The following is a 15,774-nucleotide window of genomic DNA, read 5'->3' as shown; positions in this document are numbered from 1 at the left end:
ACCGGGCGCCGGCGTGACCCCGGAGGCCGACGACGGCACCCTCGTGGCGGCGGCGCAGCGGGGCGACACCGCCGCCCTCGACGCGCTGCTGCGACGCCACTACGACCGGGTCCACGCCATCTGCCGGCGGCTCGCCGGCAACGCCGCCGACGCCGACGACGCCACCCAGGAGGCCGTCATGGCCATCGTGCGGGGCCTCCCCCGCTTCGACGGCCGGGCCGCGTTCAGCACCTGGTCCTACCGGGTGGCCACCAACGCCTGCCTCGACGAGCTCCGCCGGCGGGGCCGGCGGCCCGTGCCCGTGGAGCCCGACCCCCCCGACCGCGGCGACGCCCACACCCCGGTGGACGTCGCTCCCGCCGTGGCCGACGCCATCGCCGACCGCCTCGAGGTTGACGCCGCCCTGGCCACGCTGCCCCCCGAGTTCCGGGCCGCGGTGGTGCTCCGGGACCTCTGCCAGCTCGACTACGCCGAGATCGCCGAGACCCTCGGCATCCCCCCGGGCACCGTGCGCTCACGCATCGCCCGGGGCCGGGCCGCCCTCGCCGAGCACCTCGCGACGACGGCCGGGAACCAGGAGGGTCCCTCGTGACGTCAGAGGAGGGAGCCATGAACCAGCCTGAACCGACGCCGGACGACCTGCTCGTCTCCGCCGTGCTCGACGGCGTGGCCTCGCCCGACGACGTGGCGAGGGTCACCGGCGACCCTGGGCTCACGGCCCGACTCGAGCAGTTCCGTTCCGTGGCCCGTGCCGTGGGCGGGCCCGTGCCCCTCGTGGACCCCGTCGTGCGCGACGCCCACCTGGCCCGTGCGGTCGCCGCACTGGGATCCGACGGTAGGGCGACGACTGCGCCGGCGGCCGCCGCCGCGCCCCCCGAGCCCCGTGTGGTGCCGACGCCCCCTCCCCCACCGTCCGAGCTCTCCGCAGCTCGCGCCCGGCGCCAGCGCCGCCTCGGACCCGTGATCCTCTCCGTCGCCGCCGCACTGGTGCTGGTCGCCGCCGCCGGCGCGCTGGTGCTGCGTCTCGGCGACACCACCGGCAGCTCCTCGAGCGACGAGGCCGCCACCGCCACGGCGCCCGACGCACCCGCGGAGTCGGGCGACGACGGCGGTGATGCCAGCGCCGGCGCCGCCGACAGCGAGCAGTTCACCCCCGGTGTCCCCAGCACGACGGCACCCGACGGGGCGGGGACCGCGGCCACCGAGGCCGGCATCGACCCCGCGCTGCCGACTCTCGGCACCTTCGCCAAGGGCGAGGACCTCGCCGCCCGGGTCCGGGGCGAACTGGTCCTCGATCCGTCCCCCACCCAGCGCGCCACCGACGAGGCCTGCCTCGACGACTTCGGCGTCGAGGTCGTGCTGCTCGGGCGGGCCACGGTCGACGGCGAGGAGGGGCTCGTCTACGTCGAGAGCGACCCGTCGGCTTCCCGCCGCCTCTGGTTCGTCGACCCCGCCACCATCGCCGCCGACGGCACCTGTCGGGAGGTCGTCCCGGTGCAGCGGCTCTGAGCGCGGCCCCCAGCCGACGGGCCGGGTTGTCGTATACCCCCGGGGGTATCTAGGATGAATCCCCGTGACCCTCCTCGACGACCCCACCGCCGCCGGCGATCCCACGCCGGCGGCCCCCCACCCCTCCCCCGCCGGTGACCACGGCGACGCGAAGGCCGGCTGGCTGGCCCGCATCGCCCGGTTCTCCGTCAAGCGCCGCAAGGGTGTCCTGATCACCTGGCTCGCCGTCGTGCTCCTGGCCGCGCCCCTCGCCCTCGGCCTGTCCGGCGCGCTGTCCGGTGCCGGCTGGGAGGCACAGGGCTCGACCGCCCAGGAGGTGCGCGACGAGCTGCGCGCCGACTTCCCCGCCCTGGGCGCCGAGTCGGCCGTGGTCGTGTACCGCCAGGAGACGCCCATCGCCGACGACCCCGCCGGGTTGGAGGCCGTGGTGGCGGATCTCCAGGGCGCGCCCGGCGCCGCCCGGGTGGCCGACCCGCTGACCCTGCCCGCCGAGGCGGGGCTGCTCGCCCCGGACGGTCGCACCGCCCTCATCCCCGTCGCCCTCGAAGGGGACGTGGACGCCGACCTCCCCGAATCCGCCGGCGAGCTCATCGACCACGTGAGCGAGCTCGGGGTGCCCGACGGCGCCAGGGTCGAGGTCACCGGCGAGTGGCCGGTCTGGAGCGACTTCAACGAGACCAACGAGGAGGCGCTCCACCTCGCCGAGCTGGTCTCGGGCCTGCCCACCGTCATCTTGTTGTTCATCGCCTTCGGCTCGGCCATCGCCGCCGGCCTCCCCCTGCTCCTGGCCCTCGCCGGGATCGCCGTGGGCTTCGCCGCCCTGCACCTGCTCACCGGGCTCACCCCGATGTCGGTGTGGTCCATGAACTTCTCGATGATGATCGGCCTCGCCGTCGGCATCGACTACAGCCTCTTCATCGTCTCCCGCTACCGAGAGGAACGCGAGGACGGCCTCGACACCGCCGACGCCATGGCCGCCACGCTCTCCAGCTCGGGCAAGGCCGTGTTCCTGTCCGCCCTCACCGTCGTGCTGTCCCTCGCCGCCGTGCTCGTCGTGCCGGTCATGGTCTTCCGGGCCATGTCGCTCGGCATGATGCTGTCGGTCACCGCCACCGCACTGGCGTCGCTCACCCTGCTGCCCGCCGTCCTGGCCGTCATGGGTGATCGGGTGCTCGTCACCAAGGGCCACGAGGACCCCGATCGGGCCGCCGAGGGCCGCTGGGCCCGCTGGACCGGTCGTGCCCTGAAGCGCCCCGGTCTCACCCTCGCCCTCGGCCTGTTCCTGCTCCTCGCCCTGGCCGCGCCCGCCCTCGGCCTGCGTCTCGGCATGCCCGGAGCCCGGGTGGTGGACGAGGGACGCTCCAGCCGCGACGGCTACGAGCTCCTCGTGGAGTCGTTCGGTCCCGGCGCCGCCGCGCCGCTGTTCGTCACGGTCCCGGCCGAGGACGCCGAGCAGGTCGTCGCCATCGCCACCGCTGACGAGGGCGTGGCCGACGCCCGCATCGTCGCCGAGCCCGCGGCCAGCGGTCGAACCGTGGTGCGGGTCACGCCCACCACGGCGGTCGACGACCAGGCCACCTCCGACCTGGTGGCCCGACTGCGCACCGAGGTGGGCGACGCCGTGCCGGCCGCTCTCGTCGGCGGTCCCGCGGCGCAGAACCACGACCTCACCGAGGTGCTCCTCGGCCGGGCGCCCTTGGCCGTGGGGCTCATCATGGCGGTCGCGTTCCTCCTGCTGTTGATCGTGTTCCGCAGCCTGACCGTGGCCCTGTCGTCGATCGTGTTGAACCTCATCAGCGTCGGCGCCAGCTTCGGCTTCGCCGCCATCGTGTTCCAGCACGGCATCGGCGCCGGCCTCATCGGCATCGACCACCAGGGCTTCGTCGACGCCTGGGCACCGCTGTTCTTCTTCGCCCTGCTCTTCGGACTCTCGATGGACTACCAGCTCTTCCTGCTGGCCGCGATCCGCGAGCGCTACGAGGAGACCGGTGACACCCAGGTGGCCATCCGCGAGGGCATCGCCCGCACCGGACGGCCCATCACCAACGCCGCCCTCATCATGATCGTGGTGTTCGTGGCCTTCGGGGTCACCGGCCCCATCCCCCCGACGGAGCTGGGCGTCACCCTGGCGGTGGCGGTGCTGCTCGATGCCACCATCGTGCGCATGATGCTCGTGCCGTCCCTCATGGGCCTCCTCGGGGAGCGGAACTGGTGGCTGCCCTCGTGGCTCGACCGGCTGCTGCCCCGGGTGAGCTTCAACCACTGAGGCCGCCTGCTCCCCCGCTGGTCGCGTCTGGGTAGGGTTGGCGCCCATGACGGACACGACCAGCGGGGGACCCGGCCCCGGCCCCTCGGGACCGGCCGAGGACTGGCCCGCCAAGGCCACCGACCAGATCGTCAACCTGGTCGACCAGATCCGGGACAAGACCACCGGGCCCGCCATCCGGGCCGCCCGAGCCATGGTGTTCGGGTTCCTGGCCACCATGCTCGGCACCGCAGCCCTCATCCTGCTGGTCATCGGCCTGGTGCGCTTCGTGAACGTCTACGCCCCCGGCGGCGTCTGGGTCGCCCACGGGATCGTGGGCCTGCTCTTCGTGGGCTGCGGGCTGCTGCTCTGGTCGAAGCGCTACGCGCCGGCCGACGCGCCCGACTGAGGGCCCCCGTCCCACCACGCCCCACCCACGGAATAGCCCACCCTCCCACGGAGTTCGAGCGGACATGAGCGACACCGACGTGCGCAACGTCATCATCATCGGATCGGGCCCTGCCGGGCTCACCGCGGCCATCTACACGGCCCGGGCCAACCTCGGGCCGCTGGTCATCGAGGGCGAGCCGTCCTCCACCAGCGACCAGCCCGGCGGTCAGCTCATGCTCACCACCGACGTGGAGAACTTCCCCGGCTTCCCCGAGGGGATCATGGGGCCCGACCTCATGGCCCGCTTCCGCGAGCAGGCCGTGCGGTTCGGGGCCGACATCCTCACCGAGAAGGTCACCAAGGTCGACTTCTCCGCCCGACCCTTCGGCGTGTGGGTGGGCGATCCCGAGGCCGCCGAGCCCACCTACCGGTCCCACGCCATCATCGTGTCCACGGGTGCCCGCTCCCTGATGCTGGGCCTCGAGGCCGAACAGCGCCTGCTCGGCCACGGCCTGTCCACCTGCGCCACCTGCGACGGGTTCTTCTTCCGCGAGCACGAGATCGCGGTGGTCGGCGGCGGCGACTCGGCGGTGGAGGAGGCGCTCTTCCTCACCAAGTTCGCGAGCAAGGTGACGCTGATCCACCGCCGCGACGAGCTGCGGGCCTCGAAGATCATGCAGGAACGGGCCTTCGCCAACCCCAAGATCGAGTTCCTCTGGAACCACACCGTCGAGGAGATCCACGGCGAGCACGCCGTCGAGGGCATCGACGTGCGCAACGTCCTCACGGGCGAGACCTCCACCCTGCCCGTGTCCGGCGTGTTCGTGGCCATCGGCCACCAGCCCAACACGGACCTGTTCAAGGGTCAGCTCCACATGGAGGACACCGGCTACCTCGTCACCGGTCCCGGCACCTACACCAACGTCGACGGCGTGTTCGCCTGCGGCGACGTGCAGGACCACACCTATCGCCAGGCCATCACCGCGGCCGGCTCGGGCTGCCAGGCGGCCATCGACGCCGAGCGCTGGCTCGAGGCCGCGGCCCACGCCGCCCTCTCCTGAAGATCCCGCCGCCGCTCGGCCGCTCCCCGACCATCCCCGCTCCCGGGGAGGGGCACCACTAGGGTCGAACGCGTCCGTCGTGCCCGCGTACGCGCCCGAGGATCACTGAGGCCCCCGGCGCCGACCCTGAAGAGTCGACCATGAAGAAGCTGCTGCCAGGCATCGTCGTGGGCGTCGGCCTGTTCCTGCTCGTCACCCAGCCCGAGGCCTCCGCCGAGTGGGTGGACTCCGCCCTCACCGTGGTCGGCGACATCTGGAGCGGCGTGATCGAGTTCCTGAAGCAACTGCTCGACTGAGCCATGGGTGCCGGCGCGCCATGACCAGCGCGACGTCCGAGCGGTTCCTGCTCGAGGGCGAGACGGTGCAGTACGAGACCCACCGCCACTGGGCCATCCTGCTACGGCCCGCGATGTGGGCGGGCGGCAGCCTGTTGCTGTTGTCCATCTTCTTCGGCATGACCGGTTCGACCGAGGTCACGGGGCTCCTGGGCCTCGGGGTGATGTTCCTCTGGCTGCGGGTGTCGTGGAAGATCGCCGACTGGCGGGTGGACGCCCTGTACGTGACCGACTGGCGGGTCTTCTCGGTCTCCGGGATCGTCACCCGGCGCCTCGCGGCCATGCCGCTGCGCAAGATCACCGACCTCACGTACGAGACACCGCCGCTCGGGCGCGTGCTCGGCTACGGCCGCTTCGTCATCGAGACCGCCGGCCAGGACCAGGCGCTGTCCCGGCTCGACTACGTGCCCGACCCCCACCGCATGTACTCGATCCTGTCGCACCTCACCCTGCACGGCGCCACCCCGGACACCGCCGCGTCGACGGCCCGTCCGTCGGTGTCCATCGACGTGACCTCGCCGGGCACCCCCGGAGGACCGCCCTCACCCTCCTCCCCCTCACCCTCCTCCCCCTCACTGTCCTCACCGTCACCCTCCCCCTCCCCCACCGCCACCGACCCCTCGACGAGGTCGTCCGCTGCGGGCTGGGTCGGTCGCCTGTTCGGGGGCGACTACGACGACTGAGCAGGGCCCGGAGGGAATGCCCATGGGGCGCGCGTGGTTGTGGGTACGCGATCATCGCCACGCAGCGTCGTGGCGCTACGTTCGCCTCGTTCGACCCAACCAGTGACCCACCCAGCAAGGAAGGCTCCCATGGCCGCAGGCATCTCCACCCTCTCCGACGCCACCTTCACCGAGGAGATCGGCTCCGCCGACGGCCCTGTCCTGGTGGACTTCTGGGCCGAGTGGTGCGGTCCGTGCAAGATGATCGCCCCCATCCTGGAGGAGATCGCCGCCGAGCACGGCGACAAGCTGGCCATCGCCAAGCTGAACGTGGACGACAGCCCGGGTGCCGCCCGGAACTACCAGGTGATGAGCATCCCCACCCTGATCGTGTTCAAGGACGGCGAACCCGTGAAGCGCCTCGTGGGTGCCAAGGGCAAGGGCCAACTGCTCGAGGAGCTCAGCGAGTTCATCTGAGCTCGGCCCGGCGGGACCGCCGGGCGCCGACCAGCACGCTTCGACAGGTCCCCCCACCTCGGGGGGACCTGTTCGCGTCCGGGTCCCAGGGGGGACCTGCCTGCGGTCGCCAGTAACCTCCGGCCGTGGTCGAAGGTCTTCCTCTGTCCCCGGGCGAGTCGGGCGAACCGGTGCGCGACCTCCAGGCGCGCCTGGCCTCGGTGGGCCACGACTGCAGCGACGACACCCTCGGGACCTACGGCCCCGCCACCGAAGGGGCCGTGCGTCGCTTCCAGGATCAGCGGGGACTCCACGTGGACGGGGTGTGCGGCCAGCAGACCTGGTCGTCGCTGGTCGAGGCGGGGTACCGCCTCGGCGACCGCCTGCTCTACCACCGGACCCCGCTGTTGCGGGGCGACGACGTGCACGAACTGCAGCAGCGTCTCGGCTCACTGGGCTTCGACGCCGGCCGGGTGGACGGATTCTTCGGCGTCGACAGCGCCAAGGCCCTCAAGGACTTCCAGCAGAACGTCGGCCTCACCTGTGACGGCATCTGCGGGCCGGACACCCTCGAGGCCCTGCGCCGCCTGGGCGCCTCGGCCGGCGGGGTGGCGGCGGGCGGCAGCGAGGCGACCACCGAAGCCGAGGTGCGCGAACGCGACCGGCTGCGCCGCGCTCGGCGCAGCCTCGCCGGCCAGCGGGTGGTCGTGGCCGAGTTCGGCGGCCTCGACGCGCTCGCCACCGCACTCGCCCGTGCCCTCCAGGACGAGGGGGCCGTGGTGGCAGCACTCCATCACCCCGACGGCTCGGCCCTCGCCGCCGACGCCAATGCGTTCGAGGCGGTGGCCTACGTGGGACTGTCCTTGCGCCCCGGCCCCGACTGCACCCTCTCCTACTACGCCTCCCCCGGGTTCGAGTCCGTGGGTGGCCGCCGCCTGGCCGAGCGCGCCGGCGACGAGCTGCGTTCCACGTTCGGGGCCCAGGCCGCCGAGGTTCGCGGCATGCGCCTGCCGGTCCTGCGCGAGACGGTGATGCCGGCCGTCCAGCTCGAGATCGGCCAGCCCCGCCTCGCCGTCGAGGGCGCCGCCGACCTCGTCGGTGCGCTGGTGCGAGCCGTGGTGGCGTGGATCGACGATCCACTGGACCCCTGACTCCCACTTCCGAGCCGATGTACACCGCTGTCCAGTGAGGCCCCGCCGCGACCGTGAATCAGCGGTTCATGCCCTCTGACCAGGGGAAACACTGCCGGACAGGCAGGTCCTCCGACGGTTGACCACAGGGTTTGCCACAGGTGTGGAAAACCCTCACGCGCGGGACGCGTCTTGCCGCTGTCAAGTCTCAACTACTACTTGAGAGTTTCGTCCTCGTCGGTGGGTCGGCCGTTCACCATGGCGCGGTAGATGCGCTCGAGGTCCTCCAAGGTGGCGAAGTCGATGACGACGCGCCCCTTCCGCGCTCCCATGGAGACCGCCACCCGGGTGTCGAGGTGTTGTGCGAGGAGCTCCTCGAGCTCGAGGAGGCCGGCCGGTCGGAGCGCCGGTGCCGTGGCCTTCTCCGCGTTCTCGTCCTCGCCCGCCCCCCCGCCGCCCTCGCGGCGACGCACCGCTTCCTCGACCTCACGAACCGAGAGCCCTGCCGACACCGCCCGCCGGGCCAGTCCCTCCTGGAAGGCACGATCCGGGGTGCCCAACAGGGCCCGGGCGTGGCCCGCGGTGAGCTGGTTCTCGGCCACCATCTTCTGGATCGAGGGGGGCAACTGGAACAGCCGCAGGGTGTTGGCCACCGCAGACCGGCTCTTGCCCACCCGCTCGGCCAAGCGCTCCTGGGTGAGGTTGAAGTCCTCCATCAGCTGCTGATAGGCCGCCGCCTCTTCCAAGGGGTTGAGGTCCTGACGGTGCAGGTTCTCGACCACGGCTTGCTCGAGGGAATCGAGATCGTCGACTTCCCGGACGATGGCGGGCACCGACGGCAGCCCCGCCCGCTTTGCCGCCCGCCAACGACGCTCGCCGGCGATCAGCTCGTAGCGATCGGGATCGTCGGTCGGGCGCACGAGGATGGGCTGCAGGACCCCCAGGGCCCGGACCGAGGCGGTCAGTGAGGCCAACGACTCCTCGTCGAAGTGCTCACGGGGCTGGAACTGGTTCGGCTCGATCTGGCCCGTGGGGATCTCGCGCAACGCGGTGCCGTCACCGGTGGCGGCCACGTCGGTGGGGATGAGGGCACCCAGACCACGGCCCAGGCCGCCTTTGCGAGTGGACACCGATTCTCCTCTTCCTCTTCTTCTGGCGCTGTGCTCAGGCCCGCGCGGGCTCGAGGCCGGAGACCTCGGCCGCCAGCAGGCGATACTTCCGGGCCCCCTTGGAGCCCGGGTCGAACGAGGTGATGGGCAGCCCGTACGACGGCGCCTCGGACAGCCGCACCGTGCGAGGGATCATCACCTTGGCCACCTTGTCCCCGAAGTGGCTGCGCACCTCCTTGGCCACGTCGGCGGCCAGGGTGGTGCGCCCGTCGTACATCACCAACACGATGGTGCTGACCTCGAGCTTCGGGTTCAGGTTTCGCTGCACCAGCTCCACGTTGCGCAGGAGCTGGCCCAGACCCTCCAAGGCGTAGTACTCGCACTGGATGGGAACGAGGACCTCGCTGGCCGCGGCCAGGCCGTTGACGGTGAGCAGACCGAGCGAGGGAGGACAGTCGATGAGTACGTAGTCGAAGTCGTCGATCACCTGGGCGATGGCGTTGGCCAGCCGCTGCTCCCGACTCATCACCGAGACGAGCTCGATCTCGGCGCCGGCCAGGTCCAGGCTCGACGGTGCCACGAACAGGTTCTTCACCGAGGTGGCTTCGAGGCAGTCCTCCATACGGGCATCAGCCAGCAGGACCTCGTACATGGAGAGGTCGAGGTCACGGATGTTGATCCCCAAGCCCGTACTGGCGTTGCCCTGGGGATCCAGGTCCACCACCAGCGTGCGCAAGCCGAGCTCGGCCAGGCAAGCGCCCAGGTTGATGGCCGTGGTGGTCTTGCCCACGCCACCCTTCTGATTGGCCACAGCGATGATGCGCGGCAGGGTCGGGGGCTTCATAGCGCGCCCATCCTGCTGGCTGTCGGCGGCTGGGTCAAGGACCCTCCGAGTTCCACGTGAAACATCGAGGGCGGCGAAGGGCCGGGTCGCCAGTCCCAGGACGGTGCGCACGAGGAAGGCTGCGTTCATCCCCAGAGTGTTCCACGTGAAACAGCGGGACGCGAATCACGACGATGTTCCCGTGGAGCCATTGGCGTCCTCGTCCCGGTGTTCCACGTGAAACACCTGCTCCCGAACGAGGGGTCGGGCGGCGTGCCCAATCAGGACCAGAGGGGACGGCGCTTGGCGCGCCCACTCTCCCGTGGGAAGGCCGTCGGACACGGTGTCACCAGGCGGAGGACCTGCAGTCGTGGTGGACCCTCACTGGTGGCCTCCGGCTCCAGGCCGAGCTGGGCCAGCGGGGCACGGGGCCAGCGGTTGCTGGTGGCCACCGGGGGTTCGCTCACCACGAGCCGTCCACCCACCCGCAACAGGCCGGCGGCGCACTCGGCGGTCACGGGGGGAGCGCCGAAGGACCGGGCCGTCACCAGGTCGCAGCCGGCACGGTGCTGCGGGTCGTTGCCCACGTCCTCGGCCCGCTGGTGCAGCACCGTGATGCGATCCGAGGCCTCGAGGGCCGTGACCGCCTCCACCAGGAACGCGGCCCGACGCTCCCGCGACTCGATGAGCCACCAGAGCGAGTCCGGCCACTCCTCGATGGCCAGGACGAGCGCGGGCACACCGCCCCCGCTGCCCAGATCCGCCGCCTGCGCCGGGGGAGCGGGCACTGCACGCGCAAAGGCCCGGGCATGGTCGACGTGGGGGTCGACCGGGCCCGGGCCCAGGAAGCCGAGCCGGTGGGCCCGCTCCAGCACGTCCTGGAGGGGCGTCACCGGTGACTCACGTCAGTCCGCCGGGACGATGACCACGCGTCGGCGGGGCTCTTCGCCCTCCGAGGTGGTCGAGATGCCGTCCATCTCGTTGACGGTGTCGTGCACGATCTTGCGGTCCGCAGCGCCCATGGGCTCGAGCGACCGGGCCACACCCGACTCCTGCACCTCGGCAGCGAGCTGACGGGTGAAGCGCTCGAGGGCCTCCTTGCGACGCTGGCGGTACCCGCCGACGTCGACACGGACCCGGCCGTGGTGGGTGCCACTGGCCTGGCGCTGCACGACGGTGCGGGACAGCTCCTGGATGGCCCACAGCGTGCGTCCCTTGGGGCCGATGAGCAGCCCGAGGTCCTCGCCCACCAGGTCGAGCTCGATGGTCTCGTCGTCGACCTTCTCCTTGCGGATCTCGGCCTCGACCCCGAAGGCCTCCACGAGACCATCGAGGAAGCCCTCGATGATCTCCGCCTGCTCGTCGACGGTCACGTCCTCGGTCATCGCCTGCTCCTTGGTGGTTGCGGTGGTGGTCGCCCGGTCCGGGCTGCGTTCTTGGTTGGCGTCGTCGTGCGGCGCGCGATCGCTTCCGCCCCGGCCGCCGCGTCCACGCCCGCCACGGGATCGGGGCGGGCGAGGCTCGTCGGCCCCGCCGGCAGCAGGCGCGGGGGAGGCGCCGGCCACCGCAGCGGCGGGAGCGGGAGCATCGTCACGGTCGGACGACTGGCCCTTTGGCGCCTTGGAGGCCGCCCCGGACGTGTCGGCGCCACTCTTGGCACCCTTGTCGTTGCCGCCACGGCCCTTTCGACCGCCACGGCTGCTGCGGTTGCCCTCGTTGCCCTGGCGGCGCCGGCGGCTCCCCCGCTCGGTCTTGGCCCGGGGCTGGCGGGGCTTCACCCGCGCCCGCACTCGGGCCTCGCCTCGGGTCCGGCCGAACAGTCCCGTGCGAGGCTCCTCCAGGAGCTCGAACTCGGCTTCCTGCTCATCGACACCGAGCTGATCCAGCGCGGCGTCCTTGGCTTGTTCCACCGTACGTCCGGTGGTCTCGACCCATTCCACGACTACCTCTTCTTCTTCTTGCGGGGCTTCGGCTGGGGGAGGGAGGCCCCGGTGGAGGCCGGCTTGTCGCTGGCGCCCTTCGCGGCGGCCGTCGGCTTGCCGTTGGTGCGGCTGGAGCCTCGACCATTGGTCGAGCCCGCGCCCCCCTTGGGCTTGGCGGCCGGCTTGTTCGCCGACTTGGCACCGGACGACTTGGCCGACGCGCCGGTCTCCTTCTTGGCCTTGGCGTCCTTGGCCTCGTCCCGGGCCTTGCGGGTCGCCGCGACCTGGTCGGTGAAGACCGACACGATGCCGAGGCCCTTGGGCTTGTCCTCGTCCGGGACCTTCTCGCGGGCGGTCACCTCGATGGGATTGCCGTCCTCGTCCTTGCCGTAGATGTGACGGCCGATGAACCACTGCTGGCCCACCCGCCAGAAGTTCGACACCACGAAGTACAGCACCAGGGCGCCCTGGAGGGTGAAGGAGAAGAACGCCATCATCAGCGGCATCAGCTTGAGCAGCATCTGCTGTTGCTGGTTGACCTCGGCCCCGGGGTTGCGGCCCGACACCTGCTTCTGCTGGATGTAGCTCGAGGCCACCACCAGCACGATCATCACCAGGTAGGGGAGGGCGGTGACGAAGTTGTCCTTCAGCGCCGTCAGCGCGCTCTGCGCCAGGTCGACCCCGAACCAGAGCATCTCGTCGGTGGCGTTGAGGGCCTTGAACAGTGCGGTGTCCTCGCCCAGGTGCTTGGGCACGAAGCACTCCCCGCCGACGGGGACCGACGGCTGGCAGGGGCTGTTGACCTCGGTGGCGGTGGTGGTGGAGCCCACGAGGCCCTGGAGCGTGCGGAACAACACGATGAACACCGGCATCTGCACCAAGAGGGGCAGACAGCCGCCCAACGGGTTGATGTTGTTCTCCTTGTAGAACTTCATCAGCTCTTCGTTGAGCTTCTGGCGGTCGTCCTTGAACTCCTTCTGGAGCCGCTTCATCTCCGGCTGGAGCTGCTGCATCCGCATCATCGAGCGGGTGCTCTTGAGGGTCAGCGGAGTGAGAATGATCATCACACTCAAAGTGAGGAGGATGATGGCCCCGCCGTAGGACTCGCCCGTCAGCTCGAAGAAGAAGTTGAGGACGTTGGCAAAGGCGTCGAAGAACGCGTCGAACATCTAGCTGGCCTTCCAGGTGTCGTAGCCGGATGGGAGCATTACGTGGCCTTCCTTGGAGGGACGGGGTCGTAGCCGTGGCTGGCGAAGGGATGGCACCGCAGCAGTCGCCGGGTGGCCAACCACGAACCACGTGCCGCACCGTGGGCCTCGATGGCCTCGAGCGCGTAGGTGGAGCAGGTGGGGACGTAGCGACAGGGCGAAGGACGCCCTGCGAAGAGGGTCTGGTAGGCCCGGATCAACCGGGACAGGAGCGAGGCCATCAGGCGGCGAGGCGCTCGAGGGCGCCACGGAGCGCCCGATCGAGGTCGGCGTAGGAGCAGTCGGCCGCTTGGGGCCGAGCGCTCACGAGATAGGCACCCGGGCCGGGAGGCAGCGTGCTCTCCGGGCCGGCCACGTCGGCGAGCACGGCCCGCAGCCGGCGCTTCACGCGGTTGCGCACCACGGCGGGCCCCACACGACGCCCGATCGAATACGCGACGCGCGGAGGCATCGAGCCGTCGGGGAGGTGGGTGACGGTCACCGGACCCTCGCGGGCCCGCCGACCTCGCCGTCCCAGTTCGACGAACGTGGTCCGGTCACGGATGCGGTGGAGCAGCGCGCTGGCTCAGGCCGACAGGCGGGCCCGGCCCTTGCGGCGCCGAGCCGAGATGATCCGACGACCGGCCTTCGTCGACATGCGGTGGCGGAAGCCGTGGCGCTTGGCCCGCTTCCTGACGTTGGGCTGGTAGGTCCTCTTCACTGGGCACCTTCTTTTCGGGCGATCAGGCAGGAGGCCTGACGATGGGGAAGATCGGGGGAAATCCGGGTCGCGCCGGGGACGAACGTCCGAGACGGCCCGTGTCACCACCGGCCGCGGGCCCGACGGGGCCCCGAGGTCGGAGACGACACACGTTTTCCCCACGCTAGAGGCGCGCGGGCGCGAACGGCAAGCCATCGACTTCGCTCCGGGCCCCCTCGGCGCCGTCCACAGGCGTCGCGGTCGGCACTGACTCCCCGGAAAGTGCCCCTGACCAGGGGCAACACCCACGATTCCGGTCCCGTTCGCAGAGGCCAGGGACCGGTGCTAGGTTGCCGAGACGCCCACGCCACCGCTCGCCGCGGCGCCTGGTCGACAGCCGAACAAGCAGTGCCCGGCACCCCGGTGCCCTCCGAAAATCCCCTCGGGCGGGGAACATCCACCGTTGTTTTCCACAGGTGTGGATGGTCTTGTGGACGTCGAGTGAGATCGCGGACCGCGTTCAGTGAGAGGTTTGATGGTGGGAGCAGTCGCAGACGGGGAGCACGACGAGACCACCGGGCACTCGGTCTGGGACCGCTGTGCGGAGATGCTCCGTCCCCAGGTCTCCGGCGCCGTGTGGTCCATGGCGTTCCAGGACGCCCACCAGGTGCAACTGACCGACGAGTGCCTCGTGCTGTCGGTGCCGAGCACCGTCGCCAAGGAGCGCATCGAGGCCCGGTACCTGTCGCTGGTGCACGACGCACTCGCCGACGCCGGCCTCCCGCCCTACGAGGTCGAGATCCTCGTGGACGAGCAGGCCGCCACCGTCGTGGACCTCCCCGCCGCGGAGTCCGACGGTACGGGCGGGCTCGACCTCTCACGCGCCGCCGGTGACCTTCTCGGGGGCGAGGCACCGCTGCCCGACCCCGTCGATCCCGCCGCAAGCCGCATCGCGGGGACCGCCGGTGCCGGCACCCACGACAGCGACGGGCACGCACCCCGCCTCCAGCGCGACCGGGTCAACCCCCGCTACACCTTCGACGCTTTCGTCACGGGCTCGTCGAACCGCTTCTCCCACGCCGCCGCGTTCAAGGTGGCCGAGACCCCCGGGCTGTCCTACAACCCCCTGTTCATCTACGGCGAGAGCGGCCTCGGCAAGACCCACCTCCTGCACGCCATCGCGAACTACGTCCGCACGCACTACCCCACCTATCGCGTGCGCTACGTCTCCACCGAGACCTTCCTCAACCAGTTCGTGTACTCGATCCGCTCGGGCTCCGCCGACGAGTTCAAGCGCCGCTACCGCGAGATCGAGGTCCTCCTCGTCGACGACATCCAGTTCATGGAGGGCAAGGAGCAGCTCCAGGAGGAGTTCTTCCACACCTTCAACCAGCTCCACGAGAGCGGTAACCAGATCGTCCTGTCGTCGGACCGGCCGCCGGACGCCATCTCCACCCTCGAGGTCCGTCTCCGCAGCCGCTTCAAGATGGGGCTCATCACCGACATCCAGCCCCCCGAGCTCGAGACCCGCCTCGCCATCCTCGGCAAGAAGGCCGAGCAGGAGAGCGTGCACATCCCCGACGACGTGCTCGAGTTCATCGCCACGAACATCACCGCCAACATCCGCGAGCTCGAGGGTGCGCTCAACCGGGTCGCCGCCTTCTCCACCCTGAACGACGAGCCCCTGTCGGCGGCACTGGCCGAGCGGGTCCTCGCCCCCATCCTCGGCGATCGCGAGCAGCGGGCCATCACCCCCGTGGCCATCCTCGAGGCCACGTCCACGATGTTCGACTTCACGGTCGAGGACATCTGCGGCCAGAGCCGACGCCGGCCCCTCGTCACCGCTCGTCAGATCGGCATGTACGTGTGCCGCGAGCTCACCGACCTCAGCTACCCCGCCATCGCCGACGTCTTCGGCGGGCGGGACCACACCACGGTCATCCACGCCGTCCGCAAGATCGAGACGCTCATGAAGGAGCGGCGCCAGATCTACGACCAGGTGACGGAATTGATCGAGACCATCAAGGCGGGGGAGTGACGCGGTCCCGACCGCGGAACCCCACCACCAGAAGGTCCACCGCCCCTGTGGGCAGCGCGGGGACGGCCGGTGGATGACCACCGGGTTTCCCCCAGGCCACCACTCGGAGCCTCGGCTCCTCCGCAGGGCGTCCCCATCGCTGGGGACAGCCCGCGCGGCCCGATAGCGTCGCTGACCTGCGACGACGCGGCATCATCCACAATCCAC

Annotated in this window: 18 protein-coding genes; 10 read left to right on the top strand and 8 right to left on the bottom strand. The window is 70.9% G+C overall.

Annotated elements, in window-relative coordinates:
• Positions 1-13: 13 nt before the first annotated feature.
• The 9 genes from JNK12_17515 (at position 14) to JNK12_17475 (ending at position 7,809) form a co-directional block, all read left to right on the top strand.
• A complete protein-coding gene (locus JNK12_17515) occupies positions 14-592 on the top strand; it encodes an RNA polymerase sigma factor (protein MBL8777744.1) in 579 nt (192 codons plus the stop codon).
• A gap of 17 nt (positions 593-609) precedes the next feature.
• Positions 610-1,509: a hypothetical protein gene (locus JNK12_17510; protein ID MBL8777743.1), complete on the top strand. Its 900-nt coding sequence runs from the start codon at positions 610-612 to the stop codon at positions 1,507-1,509.
• 64 nt (positions 1,510-1,573) lie between these two features.
• Positions 1,574-3,775 carry an MMPL family transporter gene (locus JNK12_17505; protein MBL8777742.1) on the top strand — a complete coding sequence of 734 codons (2,202 nt, stop codon included), beginning with the start codon at positions 1,574-1,576 and terminating at the stop codon, positions 3,773-3,775.
• 46 nt (positions 3,776-3,821) lie between these two features.
• On the top strand, positions 3,822-4,163 hold the full coding sequence (locus JNK12_17500) for a hypothetical protein (GenBank protein MBL8777741.1): 342 nt from the start codon (positions 3,822-3,824) through the stop codon (positions 4,161-4,163).
• Between the two features lie 64 nt (positions 4,164-4,227).
• Complete coding sequence (trxB, locus tag JNK12_17495; protein MBL8777740.1) at positions 4,228-5,205, top strand: thioredoxin-disulfide reductase; 978 nt, start codon at positions 4,228-4,230, stop codon at positions 5,203-5,205.
• A gap of 140 nt (positions 5,206-5,345) precedes the next feature.
• Complete coding sequence (locus tag JNK12_17490; protein ID MBL8777739.1) at positions 5,346-5,501, top strand: hypothetical protein; 156 nt, start codon at positions 5,346-5,348, stop codon at positions 5,499-5,501.
• A gap of 20 nt (positions 5,502-5,521) precedes the next feature.
• Positions 5,522-6,223: a PH domain-containing protein gene (locus JNK12_17485; GenBank protein ID MBL8777738.1), complete on the top strand. Its 702-nt coding sequence runs from the start codon at positions 5,522-5,524 to the stop codon at positions 6,221-6,223.
• Between the two features lie 129 nt (positions 6,224-6,352).
• On the top strand, positions 6,353-6,679 hold the full coding sequence (gene trxA, locus JNK12_17480; protein MBL8777737.1) for a thioredoxin: 327 nt from the start codon (positions 6,353-6,355) through the stop codon (positions 6,677-6,679).
• A 125-nt stretch (positions 6,680-6,804) separates the two neighbouring features.
• Positions 6,805-7,809, top strand: a complete 1,005-nt coding sequence (locus tag JNK12_17475) for a peptidoglycan-binding protein (GenBank protein MBL8777736.1) — start codon at positions 6,805-6,807, stop codon at positions 7,807-7,809.
• A 194-nt stretch (positions 7,810-8,003) separates the two neighbouring features.
• Here JNK12_17475 and JNK12_17470 read toward each other — a convergent pair whose 3' ends face one another.
• The 8 genes from JNK12_17470 to rpmH all read right to left on the bottom strand — a co-directional run bounded on the left by JNK12_17470 (position 8,004) and on the right by rpmH (position 13,550).
• Complete coding sequence (locus JNK12_17470) at positions 8,004-8,918, bottom strand: ParB/RepB/Spo0J family partition protein (protein MBL8777735.1); 915 nt, start codon at positions 8,916-8,918, stop codon at positions 8,004-8,006.
• A gap of 34 nt (positions 8,919-8,952) precedes the next feature.
• Entirely contained in the window at positions 8,953-9,726 is a 774-nt protein-coding gene (locus tag JNK12_17465; GenBank protein MBL8777734.1) for a ParA family protein, read from the bottom strand.
• A gap of 275 nt (positions 9,727-10,001) precedes the next feature.
• The gene (locus JNK12_17460; GenBank protein ID MBL8777733.1) at positions 10,002-10,613 is read right to left on the bottom strand and encodes a class I SAM-dependent methyltransferase; all 612 of its coding nucleotides are present in this window, start codon (positions 10,611-10,613) and stop codon (positions 10,002-10,004) included.
• A gap of 12 nt (positions 10,614-10,625) precedes the next feature.
• Complete coding sequence (locus JNK12_17455) at positions 10,626-11,660, bottom strand: Jag N-terminal domain-containing protein (GenBank protein MBL8777732.1); 1,035 nt, start codon at positions 11,658-11,660, stop codon at positions 10,626-10,628.
• 2 nt (positions 11,661-11,662) lie between these two features.
• The gene (gene yidC / locus JNK12_17450) at positions 11,663-12,811 is read right to left on the bottom strand and encodes a membrane protein insertase YidC (GenBank protein ID MBL8777731.1); all 1,149 of its coding nucleotides are present in this window, start codon (positions 12,809-12,811) and stop codon (positions 11,663-11,665) included.
• Between the two features lie 38 nt (positions 12,812-12,849).
• Positions 12,850-13,071 carry a membrane protein insertion efficiency factor YidD gene (gene yidD, locus JNK12_17445; GenBank protein ID MBL8777730.1) on the bottom strand — a complete coding sequence of 74 codons (222 nt, stop codon included), beginning with the start codon at positions 13,069-13,071 and terminating at the stop codon, positions 12,850-12,852.
• Positions 13,071-13,406, bottom strand: a complete 336-nt coding sequence (rnpA, locus tag JNK12_17440; protein MBL8777729.1) for a ribonuclease P protein component — start codon at positions 13,404-13,406, stop codon at positions 13,071-13,073. Before rnpA ends, yidD begins: the two co-directional genes overlap by 1 nt.
• Before the next feature lie 9 nt (positions 13,407-13,415).
• Positions 13,416-13,550 (bottom strand): 50S ribosomal protein L34, encoded by a 135-nt coding sequence (gene rpmH, locus JNK12_17435; protein MBL8777728.1) that lies wholly within the window; start codon positions 13,548-13,550, stop codon positions 13,416-13,418.
• Positions 13,551-14,064: 514 nt separating this feature from the next.
• Between rpmH and dnaA the strand changes: the two genes are divergently transcribed.
• Complete coding sequence (dnaA, locus tag JNK12_17430) at positions 14,065-15,567, top strand: chromosomal replication initiator protein DnaA (protein ID MBL8777727.1); 1,503 nt, start codon at positions 14,065-14,067, stop codon at positions 15,565-15,567.
• The last annotated feature ends 207 nt before the right edge of the window (positions 15,568-15,774 follow it).

It is taken from the genome of Acidimicrobiales bacterium (assembly GCA_016794585.1).
Lineage (GTDB): Bacteria > Actinomycetota > Acidimicrobiia > Acidimicrobiales > DATDAH01 > JAEUJM01.
Note: the sequence above shows the minus strand (reverse complement) of the source record. Positions and strands in the feature narration are given on the sequence as shown.

Excerpts from the sequence above, each read along its gene's own strand:
- JNK12_17510 (MBL8777743.1), top strand. The coding sequence starts at position 610 with ATGAACCAGCCTGAACCGACGCCGGACGACCTGCTCGTCTCCGCCGTG.
- JNK12_17500 (MBL8777741.1), top strand. The coding sequence starts at position 3,822 with ATGACGGACACGACCAGCGGGGGACCCGGCCCCGGCCCCTCGGGACCG.
- trxB (MBL8777740.1), top strand. The coding sequence starts at position 4,228 with ATGAGCGACACCGACGTGCGCAACGTCATCATCATCGGATCGGGCCCT.
- JNK12_17490 (MBL8777739.1), top strand. The coding sequence starts at position 5,346 with ATGAAGAAGCTGCTGCCAGGCATCGTCGTGGGCGTCGGCCTGTTCCTG.
- JNK12_17485 (MBL8777738.1), top strand. The coding sequence starts at position 5,522 with ATGACCAGCGCGACGTCCGAGCGGTTCCTGCTCGAGGGCGAGACGGTG.
- trxA (MBL8777737.1), top strand. The coding sequence starts at position 6,353 with ATGGCCGCAGGCATCTCCACCCTCTCCGACGCCACCTTCACCGAGGAG.
- yidC (MBL8777731.1), bottom strand. The coding sequence starts at position 12,811 with ATGTTCGACGCGTTCTTCGACGCCTTTGCCAACGTCCTCAACTTCTTC.
- yidD (MBL8777730.1), bottom strand. The coding sequence starts at position 13,071 with ATGGCCTCGCTCCTGTCCCGGTTGATCCGGGCCTACCAGACCCTCTTC.
- dnaA (MBL8777727.1), top strand. The coding sequence starts at position 14,065 with ATGGTGGGAGCAGTCGCAGACGGGGAGCACGACGAGACCACCGGGCAC.